This window comes from Streptomyces sp. YJ-C3 (assembly GCF_053891275.1).
Genome location: NZ_CM132685.1, coordinates 8,650,829 through 8,668,403, shown reverse-complemented (window position 1 = coordinate 8,668,403; position 17,575 = coordinate 8,650,829). Strand labels below are relative to the sequence as shown.

Genomic DNA, 17,575 nt, shown 5'->3' with positions numbered 1-17,575 from the left:
CCAGGTACTACGGGCCCGTAGGGTGCGGCGCATGGACCACGAGATCCGCGCCGTGCGCGCCGACGAGTGGCGGGCCGTGAAGGAGCTGCGGCTCGCCGCGCTGCGGGACCCGGTGGCCGCGCTGGCGTTCCTGGAGACGTACGAGCAGGCGGCGGCGCGGCCCGACAGCTTCTGGCAGGACCGGGCGTCGGGGGCGTCGCACGGCACGTCGGCCCGGCAGTTCGTGGCGGTGGGACGGGACGGCGTGTGGGCCGGGACCGTGGTGGTGCTCGTCGAGGAGGCGGGCGCCGAGGACTTCTTCGGGCAGGTCGTCGAGCAGCGGCAGGCGCAGCTCGTCGGGGTGTTCGTACGGCCCGAGGACCGGGGGCGCGGGCTGACGGAGGAGCTGTTCTCGGCGGCGGTCGACTGGGCGCTGGGGCAGGACGGGGTGACGCGGGTGCGGCTGCACGTCCACCAGGACAATGCGCGGGCCGAGAGGTTCTACCGGAGGTTCGGGTTCGTCCGCACCGGAGGGGCCGTCCGGAATCCGTCCGACCCCTGCAAGGTGGATCACGAGATGGTGTTCGGCGCGGACGCGGCCGGCGCGGGTCAGGCGTAGGGGCGTTCGGCGCGGGCCGTGCGCAGGGCGTGGGCCCACCAGTCCAGCTGGTCGAGCAGGACCTTGGCGGCCTGGCCCGCGCCCTGCGGATCGTGGGCCGTGCCGTCCTCGGTGAAGTGGCCGGGGGTCGCGCGGTGGAAGCTGACGCCGTCGCGGACCGTGACGGCGTGCAACTCGGCGAAGACCAGACGGAGTTGTTCCACCGCGCGCAGGCCGCCGCCGACGCCGCCGTACGAGACGAAGCCGACCGGCTTGGCCTTCCACTCCTGGTGGTGCAGGTCGATGAAGTGCTTCAGGTGGGCCGGGAAGCTGTGGTTGTACTCGGGCGTGACGATCACGTAGGCGTCGGCGGCGTCCACCCGTGCGGCCAGCTCGGCCTGCTCCGGGGTGTGCGGGTGGCCCCAGGCCGGGTGGGTGTCGGGCAGCGTCAGGTCGGCCAGGTCGATGACGTCGAAGTGGGTGTCGGGGGCGTGGGTCCTGGCCTGGCCGGTGAACCAGGTGCCGACGGTGGGGGCCAGGCGGCCGTCGCGGGTGGAGCCGACGACGACGGCGACGCGGAGGGGGCTGTTGACGGACATGGCGGGTTCTCCTTGGGGGCGGTGGATGGTGGTGGGCAAGAGAGGACCTGGCGGGTCCACGAGAGGCCTGGCGGGTCACCGAGGCCCTGGTGGATCTACGCAGCTGTCGTGGTGAGGGCCTTGTCCGTGCTCGGTGTCTGAGGCTGTGCGCCCCGGCGTCCGGGGCGCAGCAGGGTGTACGTGACGGCCGCCAGCGCCGCCATCAGGCCCGTCACGGTCCACAGCGTCACGCGCCACGCGGCCGTGAACTCCTGGGCGTGGCCGCCGGAGCCCGCGGTCACATGGGCGGCGAGCGGGCCCGACCCGACCCGTGATGTGACGGCGGCGAGCAGCAGCGCGCCGAAGACCGTGAGCATGACGGCGCCGATGCCGCCGCGGACCGTGTTGAGGAAGCCGGAGGCCATGCCGACCTCGGACGGGGCGACCATCGACAGGGCCTGGGCGTCGATGATGCCGATGGACAGGCCCTGGCCTGCGCCGATGGTGAGCAGCGGGCCCGCGAGTGCGCCGGCGGTGATGCCGGGGTGCAGGGTGGTGAGCCAGGCGTTGCCCGCGGCGATCAGCAGCAGGGACAGCACCAGCAGGTGGCGGGCGGGGACGCCCCGGTTGACGAGCCGGGCGCCGAGCGGGGGCAGGGCGAGGATCGGCACCGTCATCAGCAGGAGCGTCAGGCCGGCCGCGCGGGCCGTCGTGCCGCTCGCGCCCTGGAGGTAGGTGGGCAGGAAGGTGAGGGCGCCGGTGGTGCCCGCGCCGAGGCCGAAGGAGCCGACGGCCCAGCCGAGGAACGCCGGGTTGCGGGTGAGCCGCAGATCGAGGATCGGGCGGCCCGAGCCGGTGCGGACGATGCGCTGTTCGACGCGTACGAAGATGAGGAGGAGGGCCGGGGCGAGGGCGGCCGGGAGCAGCGTCGCGGCCGATGTCCAGCCGGACTTGGCGCCCTGGGTGACCGCGAAGAGGGCGAGCGCGAGGCCCGCGATGAACGCCGCCGCGCCCGCCTTGTCCACGCGCGGCCGGGTCGCGGCCCGGGACTCGCTCATCAGGCGGGTGCCGACGAGGACGACGAGGCCCACGGCGACGTAGGACAGGAAGGTGGCGCGCCAGCCGAGCGCGTCGACGAGCCAGCCGGAGAAGGTCGGGCCGAAAGCGAGGCCGAGGCCCGACGTGGTGCCGAGCGAGGCGAAGACGCGGGTGCGGGCGGGGCCGGTGAAGGTCGCGGCGAGCAGCGAGCCGCCGCTGGCCATGACGCCCGCGGCGCCGATGCCGGAGACCAGGCGGGCCGCGTCCAGGAGCAGGATGTGCTGGACGAGCGCCGAGGCCAGGGTGCCGGCCGTGTAGAGCGCGGCGCCGAGCGTGAGGATCCGGCGGCGGCCGTAGAGGTCGCCGAGTGACCCCGCGACCAGCATGAACGAGGACGCGGCGAGGAAGTAGCCGACGACCACCCACTGCAGGGCGGCGCCCGATGCGTCGAGGTCGGCGCCGATACGGGGCAGGGCCACCGTGGTCCCGGACATGGCCATCGGGAGCGTGAGCATGCCGAGGAGGACGACGATCAGGGTGAAGGTGGGGCGGCGGCCGCCGGACGCGGGGGCCGCCGATGCCTGGGGGTCGGTTGCCATGGCGATAAAGTACAACCGTGGTTGTAGTAAGTGCAACGGTCGTTGTACCTAGGTCGCTGTGCCTAGGCTGGACGGGACGGAGGTACGGGATGGCGGATCAGCACGGGCAGGGCCCGCGCAAGGGCACGGTCGAGAAGCGGCAGGCGCTGCTGCGCGGCGCGCGCACGGTGTTCGGGCGAGAGGGGTACACCCGCGCGGGCATCGACGAGATCGCGGCCGAGGCCGGGGTCTCGACGCGCACCCTCTACAACCACTTCGGCGGCAAGGAGAACCTGTTCCGCGAGGTGCTGATGGACAGCGCCGCCAGCGTCACGGCGGCCCATGTCGCGCTCATCGAGCGGCACTTGGGCAAGGTGACGGACGTCGAGAAGGACGTCCGCTCGCTCGCGCGGGAATGGCTGGGGCGGCGCGGTGAGCACGGCCCGCACATGCTGCTCGTCCGGCAGATCATCTCGGAGGGCTCGCACCTGCCCACCGATGTCGTCGAGGAGTGGCAGCGGATCGGGCCGCGGGCGGTCGCGGAGGCGGTGCGCGAGCGGTTCGCCGAGCTCGGCGCGCAGGGCCTGTTGGCCGTCGACGCGGCCAACTCCCTTGAAGCGGCGCGGTACTTCCTGCTCCTGACCGCCGGATCGGTCACCGTGGACACGTTCTTCGGGGTCGTGCCGATGTCCGACGCGGAGGTCGACGCGCGGGTGGAGCGCGGTGTGGATGTCTTCCTGCGGCTGTACGCGAACCCGAAAGCGGCCTAGAAGGTCGGGAGTTCGGCGTCCGGCCAGCGGCTTCGGCCCTGTTCCCGGGACCGGAGCAGGGCCAGGGTCGGCAACCCCCGGTCCGCTCCGGTGGCCAGCAGCTCCGGTAGCTGGGGAAGTGGAGCCACCGCCGCGACGTCGTCCAGGACGAGCGTCATTGGTGGGTCGAGCCGGCCGGCAGGTGACCTTTCGGCCATGCGGCGGCCGTGCTCGACCACGCTGGAGGCGAGGGCCGTCAACAGGGGCATCGCGCCGGGATTCCCCTTGGGGTCCTCGATTGCTTCACCCACCACATAAAGGGTGCCCCCTTCGTCGACGAAGGAATCCAGGGTGAGCGCATCAGTTCGGTTGGGGTTGCACGCCTCGCGGATGTGGACCGAGAAGAGGGAGGACAGTGCGCGGGCCGTCAACTCCTGTGCCATGTCGCGGCGTTCGGGATGCGAGGTGAGCGCCGCCTCCAGCTCACCCGCGGAGCCCGCGGCCGCCTTCGGGTTCGTGCGCAGGATGCGTACGGCGTCCTGGACCTGGCTGCCCTGCGCCCAGCGGTGGACGAGCCGGAACGGCTTGCCGTCGACCGCGGCCGCGTGCAGGTAGCTGCGCAGCAGCGTGTCGGCGGTCTCGGCCACCGCCGAGTCGAGTCTGGCCGTCGGTCTTATCGGGGCGAGGAGCGCCGTCGCGCGGCCGGCCGCCGTGGCCTTGTCCGCGCAGCCCGACGCGGGGTTCCAGTGCATGCGGGCCGGGGTGTCGCAGCGGTGCGTCGGGTCGTACAGGAGGACCGGACCGAGCTTGGCCCGGGCGTCCTTCGTCTCCGCCCACACCTCGGGAGCGGAGGTGATGACCAGGGCCGGGCCCTCGGCGTCGCGGATCGCCTGGACGGCCAAGGGGTGGCGGTCGGCCGGGGGGCCCAGGAGGACGGGGCCGCGGGGAGCGGGCAGGGCGGCGGGGACCGCCGGTTCGACGAGAGGCTCCGACGGTGCCTGCTCGACGGGCAGGGGCGCGGGTGCCGGCGCGGCCGGGGGCGTCTCCTTCGTCAGGGCCGGCGGCGGCACGGGCGTGACGGCCGGCGGCGCCGGTACGGGCTCGGCGGCGGCGCCGGTGGCCACCGCCTCGCGCTCCTGGCGGGGCGCCGGGGCCCGCTCGGCGGCCGCGGTGCGGTTCGCCCGCACCGCCCGCCACCGGGCCACCGTGCCCGCCACGAAGATCGTCAGCACCACCAGGATCATCAACTGCCCGATGAACAGCCCCCAGAAGAGGCCGTACCCGGAGAGCTCCGCCTTCGGGGTGTTCGGCCAGGCGCCCGGCATGTCATGAGGCTTGGCGATCAAGTAGCGCATGGCCAGCGGCGTATGACCGAACGTCACCTGCGACGGCCAGGCGCCCTTGGCGAACAGACCCGCCAGGCCCGTCGCCGACCACACCATGATCGTCATGCCCAGCAGGAACGCCAGGACGCCGAGCAGGAGACCGTCGGGGATGCCCCGGCCGCGCTCGTCGCGGTACCGCCGCTCGTCCCGCATCGTCACGCCACCGTGGACTCGGAGGAGTCGCTGAGGCGCTGCTCGACGAAGGCCGCCGCCCGCTCCTCGGCCTCCAGCTCGGCGGCGTACAGGGCGTCGTCGCCGGTCGTGTCGCTGGACGACTCGGTCATGGCGCGGTCGGTGAAGACCAACGGGCGTTCCGTCTCGGTGACCAGGTGTTTGACCACCTGGACATTGCCGTTGACGTCCCAGACCGCGATGCCGGGGGTGAGGGTCGGGATGATCTCGACCGCCCAGCGCGGCAGACCGAGGACCCGGCCGGTGGCTCTGGCCTCGTCTGCCTTCTGCGCATAAATGGTCCGTGTCGACGCCATCTTGAGGATCGCCGCCGCCTCCTTGGCCGCCGCCCCGTCGACCACGTCGCTCAGGTGGTGCACGACCGCCACGAAGGACAGGCCGAGCCGCCGCCCGAACTTCAGCAGACGCTGGAACAGCTGCGCCACGAAAGGCGAGTTGATGATGTGCCAGGCCTCCTCGACCAGGAAGATGCGCTTCTTCCGGTCGGGCCGGATCCAGGTGTGCTCCAGCCACACGCCGACGATCGCCATCAGGATCGGCATCGCGATCGAGTTCCGGTCGATGTGCGAGAGGTCGAAGACGATCAGCGGGGCGTCCAGGTCGATGCCCACGGTCGTCGGGCCGTCGAACATGCCCCGCAGGTCACCGTCGACGAGCCGGTCGATCACCAGCGCGACATCGAGACCCCACGCCCGTACGTCCTCTATGGCCACGTTCATGGCCTCGGCCGACTCCGGCTCCGGGTGCCGGAGCTGCTCGACGATGTCGGTCAGCACCGGCTGGCGCTCGACGATCGTCTCGTTCACGTACGCGTGCGCGACCTTGAGCGCGAACCCGGACCGCTCGTCGAGGCCGTGCCCCATCGCGACCTCGATGATCGTGCGGAGCAGCGCGAGCTGCCCCGTCGTGGTGATCGCCGGGTCCAGCGGGTTCAGCCGGATGCCCATGTCGAGCGCGGCCGTCGGGTCGAGCCGGATGGGAGTTATCCCCAGCTCCTGCGCGATCAGGTTCCATTCGCCGACCCCGTCCTCGCCCTGCGCGTCGAGGACGACGACCTGCCGGTCCCGGAACCTCAACTGCCGCAGGACGTACGTCTTCTCCAGGGCCGACTTGCCGTTGCCGGACTCGCCGAGGACCAGCCAGTGCGGGGCCGGCAGCTGCTGCCCGTACAGCTGGAAGGGGTCGTAGATGTAGCCCTTGCCGGAGTACACCTCGCGGCCGATGATCACGCCCGAGTCGCCGAGGCCGGGCGCGGCGGTCGGCAGGTAGACGGCCTGCGCCTGCCCCGTCGACGTACGCACCGGCAGCCGGGTCGTCTCCACCTTCCCGAACAGGAAGGAGGTGAAGGCGTCCGTGAGGAGCGACAACGGATCCCGCATGAGCGTGCCTACCTTCTGGCCTTGGGGGAGTACGGGACTACCGTCGGATGCCGGTGGCGAACGGCAAGGTGTTCACGAATGCCCGGTGGTGCTCCCGGTCGCACCACTCCAGCTTCAGGTACGACTTCCCGGCCGAAGCCCGGATAGTGCGCTTGTCGCGGGCGAGCGCGTCCGGGTTGCGGGACGAGACCGTGATGTAGCCGACGAGGTTGACCCCCGCCGCGCCGCTGGCCAGGTCCTCGCCGCGCTGGTCGAGGCGGCCGTGGGCGGCGATGTCGCGGGGGTCGACGGTCCGGTTCATCTTGGCGGCGCGGGACGCGTCCGCCTCGTCGTTCGTCTTCTCGGTCAGCATGCGCTCGATCGCGACCTCCGTCGGCTCCAGGTCCATCGTGACGGCGACGGTCCGGATGACGTCCGGGGTGTGGACGAGCAGCGGCGCGAGGAAGTTGACGCCGACCGGCGTCATCGGCCACTCCTTGACCCAGGCGGTGGCGTGGCACCAGGGCGCGCGCGTCGACGACTCCCGGGTCTTCGCCTGCAGGTACGTCGGCTCCATCGCGTCGAGCTCGGCGGGCCAGGCGTTGCGCTTCGTCATCGCCTGGATGTGGTCGATGGGGTGGTCCGGGTCGTACATGGAGTGGATGAGCGAGGCGAGCCGCCCCTGTCCCAGCGGCTGCCGAACGCGGATGTCGGCCTCCTGGAGGCGCGAGCAGATGTCGGTCAGCTCGCGCGCCATGACGACGGCGAGGCCCGCGTCCCGGTCGACCTTCTTGCCGGCCTTCGGGCGGGTGGCCCGCGCCATCGCGTTCGCCTCGGCGGCCAGCTCGCGCGTGTAGTGCATGCAGGCCACGAGGTAGGCGCGGTGCTGCTCGCTGCTGGTCGACACCATGGACTGCAGCTGGTCGTACGACTCCTGCAGCCAGCCCAGGGAACGGCCGTCGCCGCGAACGGCCACGTCCTTGGCGTGCGCGTCCGGGTCGGCGGGCAGGGTGCGGGCCAGCATCTGCAGGCGGGTCACGAACCCGTCGCCGTTGGCCACGTGCTTCAGCAGGGTGCCGAACCGGTCGACCAGCGCCTCCTGGTCCTCCGAGTCGCGCAGCCCGACGCCCGGGCCCTCGATCTCGATGGCGGCGGTGACGGTACGCCGGTCGGCGTGCAGGAGCACGGCGATCTCGTCCGGGCCGAACGGCGCGGCGAGCCACGTCAGCCGGCCGATGCCCGGCGGCGGCCCGACCTCGACCTCACGCCCGTCGAACCGGACCCCGGCCTCCATCGCCCGCGAGCGGTAGGCGGTGCCGCGCTTCAGCGAACGCTTGTAGCTCCGGTTGATCTCGAACCACTTGTAGAAGGTGCGGTTCTTGTACGGCACGTAGACCGCGGCGAGCGCGACGAGCGGGAAACCCATCAGCAGCACGATCCGCAGGGACAGAACAGGGACGAGCAGCCCGCACATCATGCCGAGGAACGCCCCGCCGATGATCAGGGCGATCTCGCCGGACTCGCGGTTCCTGCCGACGATCGCGTTCGGCCGGGCGCGGCCGATCAGATATGTACGGCGGGGCGTGACCGGAGGGGACACATGGGACTGGGTCGTCAACGCCCTGCACCTCCTTGCGGTTTGCCGTTGCTGTTGATGCCGGAATTGCCACCACCGCTACCGCGGCTGCCCGCGTGCGGAGTGTTCGTGGGGCTCGTACGGGGCGGAGGTGCGGCGGAGGGGACAGTTCCGCCGCCGCTCCCTGAGGCGGCCGGGCGCGTGCTGTGCGCGGCCACGCCGCCGGACGCGGGGTTGGCGGGCCGGGCCTGGCTGGCACCGCCGCCCTGACCTCCGCTGTCCGCGCGGGCGCTGTGGGTCTTGATGCCCTGCGAGACGAGTGCGGCGGGCGAGGTGAACGCGGCGGCTGCCTTGCCCTCGGCGCCCTGCATGATGCGGTTCTTCCGTACGTTGGCCATCTCGTCGCCGAAGCCCGGGACGAAGCGGTAGATCATGCCGCTCGCGAAGATGGCGAGCAGCACGATGGCGAGGCCGGAGACGACCGCGGCCAGCGAGTCGGGCCCGTCGCCGCTGCTGGACAGGGCGCCCGCGAGGCCCAGCACGATCACGATGACCGGTTTGACGAGGATGACGGCGACCATGATCCCGACCCAGCGGCGGACATGGCCCCACAGGTTCTTGTCGACGAGCCCCGAGTACACGACGACGCCGAGCAGGGCGCCGACGTACAGCAGCACGGCACGCAGATACAGCTCCAGGTAGAGCACGCCGGCCGCGACGATGGACACCAGCGACACGACGATCAGCATGATCGGGCCGCCGCCGATGTCGTCGCCCTTCTTCAGGGCCTCGGAGAACGTCCCGAAGAACGTGTCCGTCTGATTCCCCGTCGCCTTCGCCAGGACGTCGGTGACGCCGTCCGCCGCGGACACGACGGTGTACAGGATGAGCGGCGTGAAGGCCGAGGCGAGGACGGTCAGCCAGAGGAACCCGATGGCCTCCGAGATCGCCGTGCTCAGCGGCACGCCGCGCACGGCCCGCTTCGCGACGGCGAGCAGCCACAGCAGGAGCGTGAGGATGGTCGACGCGGCGAACACGACGGCGTACTGCTGCAGGAACTTCTGATTGGTGAAGTCGACCGTGGCCGTCTTCTGCACGGCTTCACTGAGCTTGTCGACGGTCCAGGACGCGGCGTCGGCACAGCCCTTGGCGAGGCTGGAGAGGGGGTCGAGGGGGTTGGTGGTGCCCGGCGGCATGTCGCCGCCGCCTCCGGTGCTCCCGCTGCCGCTGTCGTCGCGCGAGCAGTACTTCTTGGCGGGGCCGATCAGAAGGTCGCAGGGGTCGCTCGACGGGTCGGGGTCCGGCGCCGCGAAGACGCGGGTGGCCGTCAGCACGGCCACGGCCTGTACGGCAGCGACCGTCGCGGTGAGCCTGAGCGCCAGGCGTGGACTACCGGGCATAGGAGAACCCTCCGTACTCCTCGATCGCCTTGCTGATGTCGTCGGAGTTGGAGGCACGTTCGTCGCCGGGGACGGGCGTCGGGCCGCTCTTCTGGGAGTCCGAGGTGATCTTCCAGTCGTCACCGGACCATTGGAGGGTGAAGGTCCAGGTCTGCCAGGACGTGGTGACGGGGTTGGTCGAGCCGGTCCCGGAGATGCCGAGGAGCCCCATGTACCAGACCGACACCTTGGCGGTGCCGTCGCTGTACTGCAGCGTCTTGGTGCCCACCGGGACGGTCCGGGAGACGAACGTGCTGCCCTGGGGCGGGTTGCCGTTCGCGTCGAGGCCGAGCTTGTTCAGGAACTCGGCGGAGTAGGCCTTGTCCATGGGGCCCTTGAGCTTCGCCGCCGCTGCGGGCGTGTAGATGCCGTCCACGATGGCGTGCCGTCGGTCCGCGCTGAACATGCCGTCCCCGCCCAACTGAACCGCATAATTCGCCGCCGCCGACTGAACCCCCTGCTCATCGTGTGCGAACCCCGACCCCACCGGCTTCGTGCCGGTCGGGGACGTGGGGGAGGACTTCGCGCCGGAGCCCGTACTTCCGCTCCCGCCGGAGGCATCGTCGTCGTCGCCGCCCCTGTTCGCGAAGGCGATCGCCGCGATCAGGAGCACCACGACGCCGACCACCGTGACCAGGGAACGGGACGAGGAGCGGCCGGGTCTGCGCGCGCCTCCGTACACGTCGCCGCCCGACCCCTCGGGCAGCCGGGTCCGGGTCTGCCCGGTGCCGCCGTAGGTGTCGTCGTGCCGGTCGTCGAGACTCATCGCGGGCACGCCCCCTCAACCTCTTGCTGAACCGCCGCATCCACCGGATACGACGGTAGCCGTGCTGGTTCCCGCGCGGGCGCGGTGTGGTGACTCGACATCAGGGAGACGTAACCTCAGCCGGTGGGCACGACAGGACAGGTGGGGTAGAAGGCCTAGGACAGGTAACCGGGTGGGACCGGACCGAAACTGACGGTACGTTCGCCGCAGGACGTACGGCGAAGGGACCGGGCGTCGCCGGGCTAGACGGCCATGCCGTACACGATCGTGAAGAGCGTCCCGAGCGAGCCGATGATGAAGACCCCGGTCAGGCCCGCGATGATCAGGCCCTTGCCCTGCTCGGCGCTGAAGGTGTCGCGCAGGGCCGTGGCCCCGATCCGTTGCTTGGCCGCGCCCCAGATCGCGATGCCGAGGCAGAGCAGGATGGCTACCGCCATCACCACCTCGATCATCACGCGTGCCTCGTTGCCCAGAGTTCCGAACGGGCCCCAGTCGGGGGCGATCCCGCCGATGATGGTCGTGATGTCGCCCTTTTCGGCTGCCAGCAGCATGTGTAACTCACCGCCCCATGTGGGTAGTTCTGTCGCCCCCGCCGCAGCGCAGAGGTCAGGCCCATTCTTGCTCAGATTGGCGCGGATGCCTGCACACTTGGCGCCATTCGTTGGCCGAGTTCCTACGGTCCCGCGGTCGCCGGGCCGCCTCACGGGCGGTTCCGTATACGAGGGAACGTATGGTCACTCTGTGTATCACGCCTGGTCACGCCGGGCAATGACGGTTCGTGGTGTCCCTCTCCGAGGGTCGCCCGGGGAACTCCCGGCCGGGCGGCCGGAGCCCCTCTAGACTGTGACGTCGGTGGACTCCCGTGCGGCGAAGGGCGGTTGACGGTGCGTAAGGCGTGGATCGTCGCAGGGTCGGCCGTCGCGGGGGGAACCGGGTTCGTGACGCTGCTCGTCGTCGGCACCTATATGGCCGCCGGGAGCCTGACGAACGGGGTCGGGCAGGGCGCCGTAGGCCTCGCCAAGGGGGCCGTGCCGGTCGCCTACCAGTCGCTCGTGCAGAAGTGGGGCAATCTGTGCCCCGCGATCAACCCGGCGCTGCTCGCCGCGCAGCTCTACCAGGAGAGCGGCTTCAACCCGAAGGCCACGTCGCCGGCGAAGGCGTACGGCATCGCGCAGTTCATCTCCGGGACCTGGGCCGCGCACGGCGTCGACGGGGACGGGGACGGGGACCGCGACATCTGGGACCCGAACGACGCGATCCCGTCGGCCGCCAGTTACGACTGCAAGCTCGCCTCGTACGTGAAGGACGCGCCCGGCGACCCGACGAAGAACATGCTGGCCGCGTACAACGCGGGGGCGTACGCCGTCATCAAGTACAAGGGCGTGCCGCCGTACCGCGAGACGCAGAACTACGTGAAGACCATCACGACCCTGGAGAAGAGCTTCGCGCGGCCCGTGGGGCGGGTGCAGCCCTCGCAGCAGGCCGCGAGCGCCATCTACTACGCGCAGAAGAAGCTGGGGACCCCTTATCTGTGGGGCGGGAACGGGACGGCCGACCAGGGCGGGCGGTTCGACTGCTCCGGGCTGACGAAGGCCGCGTACGAGAGCGTGGGCGTCACGCTGCCGCGTGTCGCCAATGACCAGTACAACGCCGGGCCGCACCCGAAGCGGGACGAGTTGCTGCCGGGGGACCTGGTCTTCTTCTCCGACGACCTCACCAACAGCCGGGCCATCCGGCACGTGGGGATCTATGTGGGGGGCGGGTACATGATCGACGCGCCGCGGACCGGGGCGGTCATCCGCTTCGACCCGGTCGACACCCCGGACTACTTCGGGGCGACGCGGGTCACCGAGGACGGTGCCAAGGCGCTGCCGAGCAAGTCGCCCGAAGTGTGACGTGGCTGGAACTCTCCGTTAAGGCCTGGCCCTGAGCTGCGGGTTTCTGTCTCTCTTCGATAACGTCTGCGTGATCATTCGGTGGAGTGTGGAACGTAGGCGGTGGGACCGTGCGTTCCTCTTGCTGAACCGGAAAACGACCACGGGGGTGGCTGAAGACGAAGGGGCCGCTGAATCATGGCTGGACTCGAGGCGATCGAGAGTTCCGGGTCGAACCCTGACGTCTCCCTGCTCTACGACATCAACGGGCTGACGGACGACACTCCGGGCTGGTTCGACCGCGCCATGGCGTTCGTCGGCGAGTACGGGATCCTGCTCGGGCTGGTGCTCGTGGTCCTGTGGTGCTGGTGGGGCGCGCGCAAGCGGAACGCGCTCGAGGACGCCGCCTCGTCCGTCGCCGCCGTCGTGTGGGCGCCGCTCGCCGCGGCCGTCGCCGTTCTGGTGAACGTGCCGATCCGGTCATTCGTCGAGCGGCCGCGGCCCTTCAAGGACCACGAAGGGCTCACGCTCCTGGTCCACGGGAAGAACGACTTCTCGTTCGTCAGCGACCACGCCACCCTCGCCATGGCCATGGGCGCCGCGCTCTTCGTCGCCCACCGCAAGCTCGGCCTGGCCGGGATCGGGCTCGCCGTCCTCGAAGGGTTCTGCCGGGTCTTCATGGGCGTGCACTACCCGACCGATGTCGTCGGCGGGTTCGCGCTCGGCACCGCCGTCGCGCTGCTGCTCTCGCCGCTCGCCTCGGCGCTGCTGACGCCGCTGGCCAGGGCGATCGGGCGGTCCCGTGCCGCGTGGCTGGTCTGGTCGCCTAGGGCTGCGACACCGGCTCGGGGAGCGGTGGAGCTTCCTGAGGCGCGAGGGTCGTCCGGCTCCGCCGAGGAGCGGGACCTGGCCGCGTAGCGGTCTCGCCGCGGCCGAGGGCGAGTCCGGTGGCGCCGGCCGCCAGGGCGACCGTGGCGGACGCCGCCGCGAGCGGACCCGCCTCCGGGTGGGCTGATCCGCCGTCAAGAGCGGCCGCCGTGGCGGCACCCAGGGTGAGGACGGCGGCGGTGGCCGCGGTGGCGGCGACTATTCGGGGAGTGTTCATGAATTCAGCGCAACCCCGCCCGGGGGTCTGGGCCACCCGAGGGCGTGTCGCGTGCTCCATACGGGGTGGGGGTTCCCCGGTCCGGCCCCTCCGGGACCGGGCGTGACTACAGCGCCTGCGGGAAGCTGAAGAACCCCGACGGGTCGTACCTGCGCTTCACCTTCGTCAGCCGGCCGGCCGCGTCGCCGTAGTAGGCCTTCTTCCAGTCCGTCAGGGTCGCGTCCGTGTAGTTCTGGTACGCCGCCCCGGACGCGTACGGGCGCATCGCGTCGTGCGCCTTTTTCAGCCAGCCCCGGGCCGTCGTGCCGGACGTGCCGGGGCGCCACGACACGATGTACTGCGCGAGCATCCGCGAGCGGCGGTGGACGAACGCCGTGGCGGTCGGGTCGACCCGGTTGATCGCGCCGCCGAGCGCCGTCAGCGCGACCGAGCCCGCGCCCGCCGACACCGTCTCCAGCTGCCTGAGCAGGGCGCGCACCCCCGCGTCCGACAGCGAGGCGTCGAAGAAGTCCGAGTGCGCCGCGTACGTCTCGCGCTGCAGCGCGCCCTGCGGGGAGCGGCCGGGAGTGGCGCCGGGGAGGTGGCACTGGGCGTCGGAGGAGAAGGCGGAGCAGCCCGCGTAGACCTCCATCGACTCCTCGTACGAGCGGCGCTTGAGCGAGACCGAGGTGGCCGGCCCCGGGCCGCCGGGGCCGTCGGCGAGCCGGTCGACGGCGTTCTGGAGCTCGGTGTACGTGCCGAGCGAGAACGCCGACACGGAGATGGTGGGGCGGCCGCCCGCCGCGTTCGCCACGTGCAGCGACGACCAGATCTCGTCGGGCTGGTCCGGGCCCCACTTCTGCCAGGCCTTGAGGACCGTCGCCGCCTTCGACCAGGGCCACGTCATGTACGCGGACACGCCCTGCGGCGCGGGGTGCGTCTTGAAGCGGAGCTCCGTGACGACGCCGAACTGGCCGTTGCCCGCGCCGCGGAGCGCCCAGAACAGGTCCTTGTTCGTCGAGGAGTCCGCGGTCAGCTCCTTGCCGTCCGCCGTGATCAGAGTGGCCCGCGTGAGGCTGTCGCAGGTCAGGCCGTACGCCCGGGACACCACTCCGTGGCCGCCGCCGAGGGTGAGGCCCGAGACGCCGACCGTGGGGCACGAGCCCGCCGGGATGGTGACGCCCTTCGCGGCCAACGCCCGGTAGACGTCGATGAGTTTCGCGCCCGCGCCGACGACCGCCTCGCCGCCGGTGACGCGGACGCTCTTCATGCGGGACACGTCGAGGATCAGCCGGCCGTCGCCCGAGGACCAGCCCGCGTACGAGTGGCCGCCGTTGCGGATGGCGACCGGGACCTTGCGGGCGCGGGCGTACGCGAGGGCCGTACGGAGGTCGTCGGGCCCGGCGGCGTACGCCACCGCGCTGGGCTTCAGCGTGTCGTAGCGGGTGTTGTAGAGCTGACGGGCCGCCGCCCACGCCGACTGGCCGGGGCGGACCAGGGAGCCGTCGAGGTCCTTGGCCAGCGCGTCCAGGTCGGCCGCGGCGCGGACCGTGGCGCTCGCGCTCGTGGAGCGCACCGGGGCCGACGCCGAGGACGACGAGGACGCCGGCGCGGGGCTGTCGCCCGCGTCGCAGGCGGCGGTCGCGCCCGCGGTGAGTGCGGCCGCCGAGGCCGCTATGAACGTACGCCGCTGCATGCCGTGTCTCCCTCGGCCACCCGTTGCTTCCCGGGGTACGAGACGAGATCCGGGAGCCGTGGGTTCCCGCCGGCTGCTATGCGGCCCGGGCGTGCTCCTCCGCATCCGAACGGGCCTTGCTGCGCGCGCGTCTCGCGGGGCCGCGCCAGCCGCAGGTGCACCGGGCCAGGCAGAACCGGCCCTGCTCCACGACCGTCGTCGCATGATCCTGCTGCTGTTGTGCCACCCGGCCACGGTAGCGGGCTCATGTAAACCCCCCGTTCGCGTGACGGTCGACCCTACTCGTCGTTAACCCGGGCAACAGCGGGGCCGCAGACGCACGGACAGGCTTGGGGGTAGACAAGCGATGGTGGTGCAGCAGCACGGGCGCCCGATGAGAAGAGCGGCGGCGGCCGTCGCCGCGGCGGGGATCGTGGCCGGTGCCGGCGGATGCGGCGGTGGCGCCGAGGCGGGGGACCGGACCGCCGATCCGGCCCAGGCCGTGCGCCAGGCCGCCGACCGGCTGGTGCGCGAGGGCAGTTCCCAGGCGCGTACGTCGATGGAGATGGCCAGCGGCGGCACCCGGATCACCATCCGGGGCTCGGGCGTCTACGACTACCGCAAGGGCCTGGGCGAGCTGAAGGTGCAGCTGCCGCAGGACGCGGCCGGCGCCCAGGAGCACCGGCCGATCACCGAACTCCTCGCCCCCGGCGCCCTCTTCATGAAGAACCGGGGCGCGGGTGTGCCCGCCGACAAGTGGGTGCGGGTCGACACCGCGTCGCTGACCGACGGCAATCTCGTCACGGGCGGCGCCACCGATCCGCTCGCCGCGGTGGAACTGCTGCGGGGCGTGCGCAGGGCGACGTACGAGGGGGAGACCGACGTGGCCGGGGTGCCGACGCGGCACTACAAGGGGACTCTCGATCTCGGCGCCGCCGCGAAGGCCGCGTCCGCGGGGAACAAGGGGGCGCTCGCCGCGGCGGCGAAAGGGTTCGGCAAGGGGCCGGTGCCGTTCGACGTGTACCTCGACGACGACGGTCTGATCCGCAAGGTCCGGCACCGCTTCAGCTTCGCCAACACGCAGCAGAAGAAGGACGTCGCGGTGGCGTCGACGACCCTGTTGTACGGGTTCGGGAAGCCCGCGAGCGTCCGGCTGCCTCAGAAGGGGGACATCTTCGCGGGTGAGGTCGCCGAGAAGTAGGGGGTCCTGTGGGGGGCCGTAAATGGTTCTTCCGTGCCATGCGCGGTGAGTAGAGCGCTCCCTACTCTGGGAAGTCGACCCCCGATGGCTGGAAGAGGTGATGAACGTGGCTCCCGTTGGTGGTACAGCGGTTCAGGACCACGTCGCCCTCGCCGAGATCGAGCTGTGCGGTGAATTGATCATCGCGGCGTCCGCGGTCGCCGAGGGGCGGCTCAGCGCGGACCGGATCGACGAGGTGCTGCAGGTCGCCGAGGCGTTGCCCGGCGGCTCGGACGGCGAGGACTGAACCCGCAGAACAAGAGTCCCGGGCCAGGCCCCCGCCTGGGAACTCATCAGGTGCGCAGCAGTCGCGCGATCGCCTTCGTGGCCTCCTCGACCTTGGCGTCGATCTCGTCGCCGCCCTTGACCGCGGCGTCGGCCACGCAGTGCCGCAGGTGCTCCTCCAGGAGCTGGAGCGCGAAGGACTGCAGGGCCTTCGTGGAGGCCGAGACCTGGGTGAGTATGTCGATGCAGTAGACGTCCTCGTCGACCATCCGCTGCAGCCCGCGGATCTGGCCCTCGATCCGGCGCAGGCGCTTGAGGTGTTCGTCCTTCTGATGGTGGTACCCGTGGATGCCGCGGTCGTGGTCGGTCACGATCTCGGCCGTGGGTTCCGCTTCTGTCGCGTCCGTGGTCATCGTGTCCGACCTCCCGTTGTGATCCATATACCCCCGGTGGGTATATGGTACCGAATTTTCCCAGGGTCCGGGCCGTTCACGGGACCCAGTGCTGATCACTGTGCCTGATGGGCGACACTGGGGGAACGCCGGTTAGCCGTGGCCGGATGATGCGCCTAGCATCAGCCTGACCGAATCCAGAGCACCCCGAGGACCCCACGTGCGCTTTCGTCTGACCCCCAGGGAGACGAGCTTCTACGACATGTTTGCCGCGTCCGCGGACAACATCGTCACGGGCTCGAAGCTCCTGATGGAACTGCTCGGGGCGGATTCCTCCGCCCGGGCCGAGATCGCGGAGCGGATGCGGGCAGCCGAACACGCCGGTGACGACGCCACCCACGCGATCTTCCACCAGCTGAACTCCTCCTTCATCACGCCGTTCGACCGCGAGGACATCTACAACCTCGCGTCGTCCCTCGACGACATCATGGACTTCATGGAGGAGGCCGTCGACCTGGTCGTCCTGTACCAGGTCGAGGAGCTCCCCAAGGGTGTGGAGCAGCAGATCGAGGTGCTGGCGCGGGCGGCCGAGCTGACCGCCGAGGCCATGCCGAACCTGCGCACCATGGACAACCTCACCGAGTACTGGATCGAGGTCAACCGTCTGGAGAACCAGGCCGACCAGATCCACCGCAAGCTGCTCGCGACGCTCTTCAACGGCAAGTACGACGCCATCGAGGTGCTGAAGCTCAAGCAGATCGTCGATGTGCTGGAAGAGGCCGCTGACGCCTTCGAGCACGTGGCCAACACGGTGGAGACCATCGCCGTGAAGGAGTCCTGAGGCCGGCT

The 17,575-nt window shown here is 71.1% G+C and carries 17 protein-coding genes; 7 read left to right on the top strand and 10 right to left on the bottom strand.

What is annotated here, in order from left to right; all coding sequences use genetic code 11:
- Positions 1–31 precede the first annotated feature (31 nt).
- Positions 32–598, top strand: a complete 567-nt coding sequence (locus ACVHNB_RS39345) for a GNAT family N-acetyltransferase (RefSeq protein ID WP_456227011.1) — start codon at positions 32–34, stop codon at positions 596–598.
- Here the strand turns inward: ACVHNB_RS39345 and ACVHNB_RS39340 are convergent.
- Complete coding sequence (locus tag ACVHNB_RS39340) at positions 589–1,176, bottom strand: NADPH-dependent FMN reductase (protein ID WP_428953793.1); 588 nt, start codon at positions 1,174–1,176, stop codon at positions 589–591. The two genes, ACVHNB_RS39345 and ACVHNB_RS39340, sit on opposite strands and share 10 nt — an antisense overlap.
- A gap of 95 nt (positions 1,177–1,271) precedes the next feature.
- A complete protein-coding gene (locus ACVHNB_RS39335; RefSeq protein ID WP_456227010.1) occupies positions 1,272–2,792 on the bottom strand; it encodes an MFS transporter in 1,521 nt (506 codons plus the stop codon).
- An 89-nt stretch (positions 2,793–2,881) separates the two neighbouring features.
- Between ACVHNB_RS39335 and ACVHNB_RS39330 the strand changes: the two genes are divergently transcribed.
- Complete coding sequence (locus tag ACVHNB_RS39330) at positions 2,882–3,541, top strand: TetR/AcrR family transcriptional regulator (RefSeq protein ID WP_456227009.1); 660 nt, start codon at positions 2,882–2,884, stop codon at positions 3,539–3,541.
- On the opposite strand, the gene ACVHNB_RS39325 is transcribed toward ACVHNB_RS39330, so the two are convergent.
- From ACVHNB_RS39325 to ACVHNB_RS39300, 6 genes are all read right to left on the bottom strand, one after another.
- On the bottom strand, positions 3,538–5,058 hold the full coding sequence (locus tag ACVHNB_RS39325) for a type IV secretory system conjugative DNA transfer family protein (RefSeq protein ID WP_428957622.1): 1,521 nt from the start codon (positions 5,056–5,058) through the stop codon (positions 3,538–3,540). The two genes, ACVHNB_RS39330 and ACVHNB_RS39325, sit on opposite strands and share 4 nt — an antisense overlap.
- A gap of 2 nt (positions 5,059–5,060) precedes the next feature.
- Complete coding sequence (locus ACVHNB_RS39320) at positions 5,061–6,476, bottom strand: ATP-binding protein (RefSeq protein WP_428953796.1); 1,416 nt, start codon at positions 6,474–6,476, stop codon at positions 5,061–5,063.
- A 37-nt stretch (positions 6,477–6,513) separates the two neighbouring features.
- Positions 6,514–8,073, bottom strand: a complete 1,560-nt coding sequence (locus ACVHNB_RS39315; RefSeq protein WP_428953797.1) for an SCO6880 family protein — start codon at positions 8,071–8,073, stop codon at positions 6,514–6,516.
- Positions 8,070–9,431: a hypothetical protein gene (locus ACVHNB_RS39310; protein ID WP_428953798.1), complete on the bottom strand. Its 1,362-nt coding sequence runs from the start codon at positions 9,429–9,431 to the stop codon at positions 8,070–8,072. The genes ACVHNB_RS39315 and ACVHNB_RS39310 overlap by 4 nt, the downstream gene beginning before the upstream one ends.
- On the bottom strand, positions 9,421–10,236 hold the full coding sequence (locus ACVHNB_RS39305; protein ID WP_428957623.1) for a hypothetical protein: 816 nt from the start codon (positions 10,234–10,236) through the stop codon (positions 9,421–9,423). The genes ACVHNB_RS39310 and ACVHNB_RS39305 overlap by 11 nt, the downstream gene beginning before the upstream one ends.
- Positions 10,237–10,478: 242 nt before the next feature.
- Complete coding sequence (locus ACVHNB_RS39300) at positions 10,479–10,787, bottom strand: hypothetical protein (protein WP_188337772.1); 309 nt, start codon at positions 10,785–10,787, stop codon at positions 10,479–10,481.
- 333 nt (positions 10,788–11,120) lie between these two features.
- Between ACVHNB_RS39300 and ACVHNB_RS39295 the strand changes: the two genes are divergently transcribed.
- Positions 11,121–12,131, top strand: coding sequence for a C40 family peptidase (locus tag ACVHNB_RS39295; protein WP_428953799.1), 1,011 nt, complete (start codon positions 11,121–11,123; stop codon positions 12,129–12,131).
- 177 nt (positions 12,132–12,308) lie between these two features.
- Positions 12,309–13,028, top strand: a complete 720-nt coding sequence (locus ACVHNB_RS39290) for a phosphatase PAP2 family protein (protein WP_428953800.1) — start codon at positions 12,309–12,311, stop codon at positions 13,026–13,028.
- Positions 13,029–13,321: 293 nt separating this feature from the next.
- Here the strand turns inward: ACVHNB_RS39290 and ACVHNB_RS39285 are convergent, their stop codons facing one another.
- Complete coding sequence (locus ACVHNB_RS39285; RefSeq protein ID WP_456227008.1) at positions 13,322–14,890, bottom strand: FAD-binding oxidoreductase; 1,569 nt, start codon at positions 14,888–14,890, stop codon at positions 13,322–13,324.
- A gap of 373 nt (positions 14,891–15,263) precedes the next feature.
- On the opposite strand from ACVHNB_RS39285, the gene ACVHNB_RS39280 reads away from it, so the two are divergent.
- On the top strand, positions 15,264–16,070 hold the full coding sequence (locus ACVHNB_RS39280; protein ID WP_456227007.1) for a hypothetical protein: 807 nt from the start codon (positions 15,264–15,266) through the stop codon (positions 16,068–16,070).
- Between the two features lie 100 nt (positions 16,071–16,170).
- Positions 16,171–16,356: a hypothetical protein gene (locus ACVHNB_RS39275; protein WP_428953803.1), complete on the top strand. Its 186-nt coding sequence runs from the start codon at positions 16,171–16,173 to the stop codon at positions 16,354–16,356.
- 46 nt (positions 16,357–16,402) lie between these two features.
- On the opposite strand, the gene ACVHNB_RS39270 is transcribed toward ACVHNB_RS39275, so the two are convergent.
- Positions 16,403–16,747: a metal-sensitive transcriptional regulator gene (locus ACVHNB_RS39270; RefSeq protein WP_428953804.1), complete on the bottom strand. Its 345-nt coding sequence runs from the start codon at positions 16,745–16,747 to the stop codon at positions 16,403–16,405.
- A gap of 199 nt (positions 16,748–16,946) precedes the next feature.
- On the opposite strand from ACVHNB_RS39270, the gene ACVHNB_RS39265 reads away from it, so the two are divergent.
- Positions 16,947–17,567 (top strand): DUF47 domain-containing protein, encoded by a 621-nt coding sequence (locus tag ACVHNB_RS39265; protein WP_111665497.1) that lies wholly within the window; start codon positions 16,947–16,949, stop codon positions 17,565–17,567.
- The last annotated feature ends 8 nt before the right edge of the window (positions 17,568–17,575 follow it).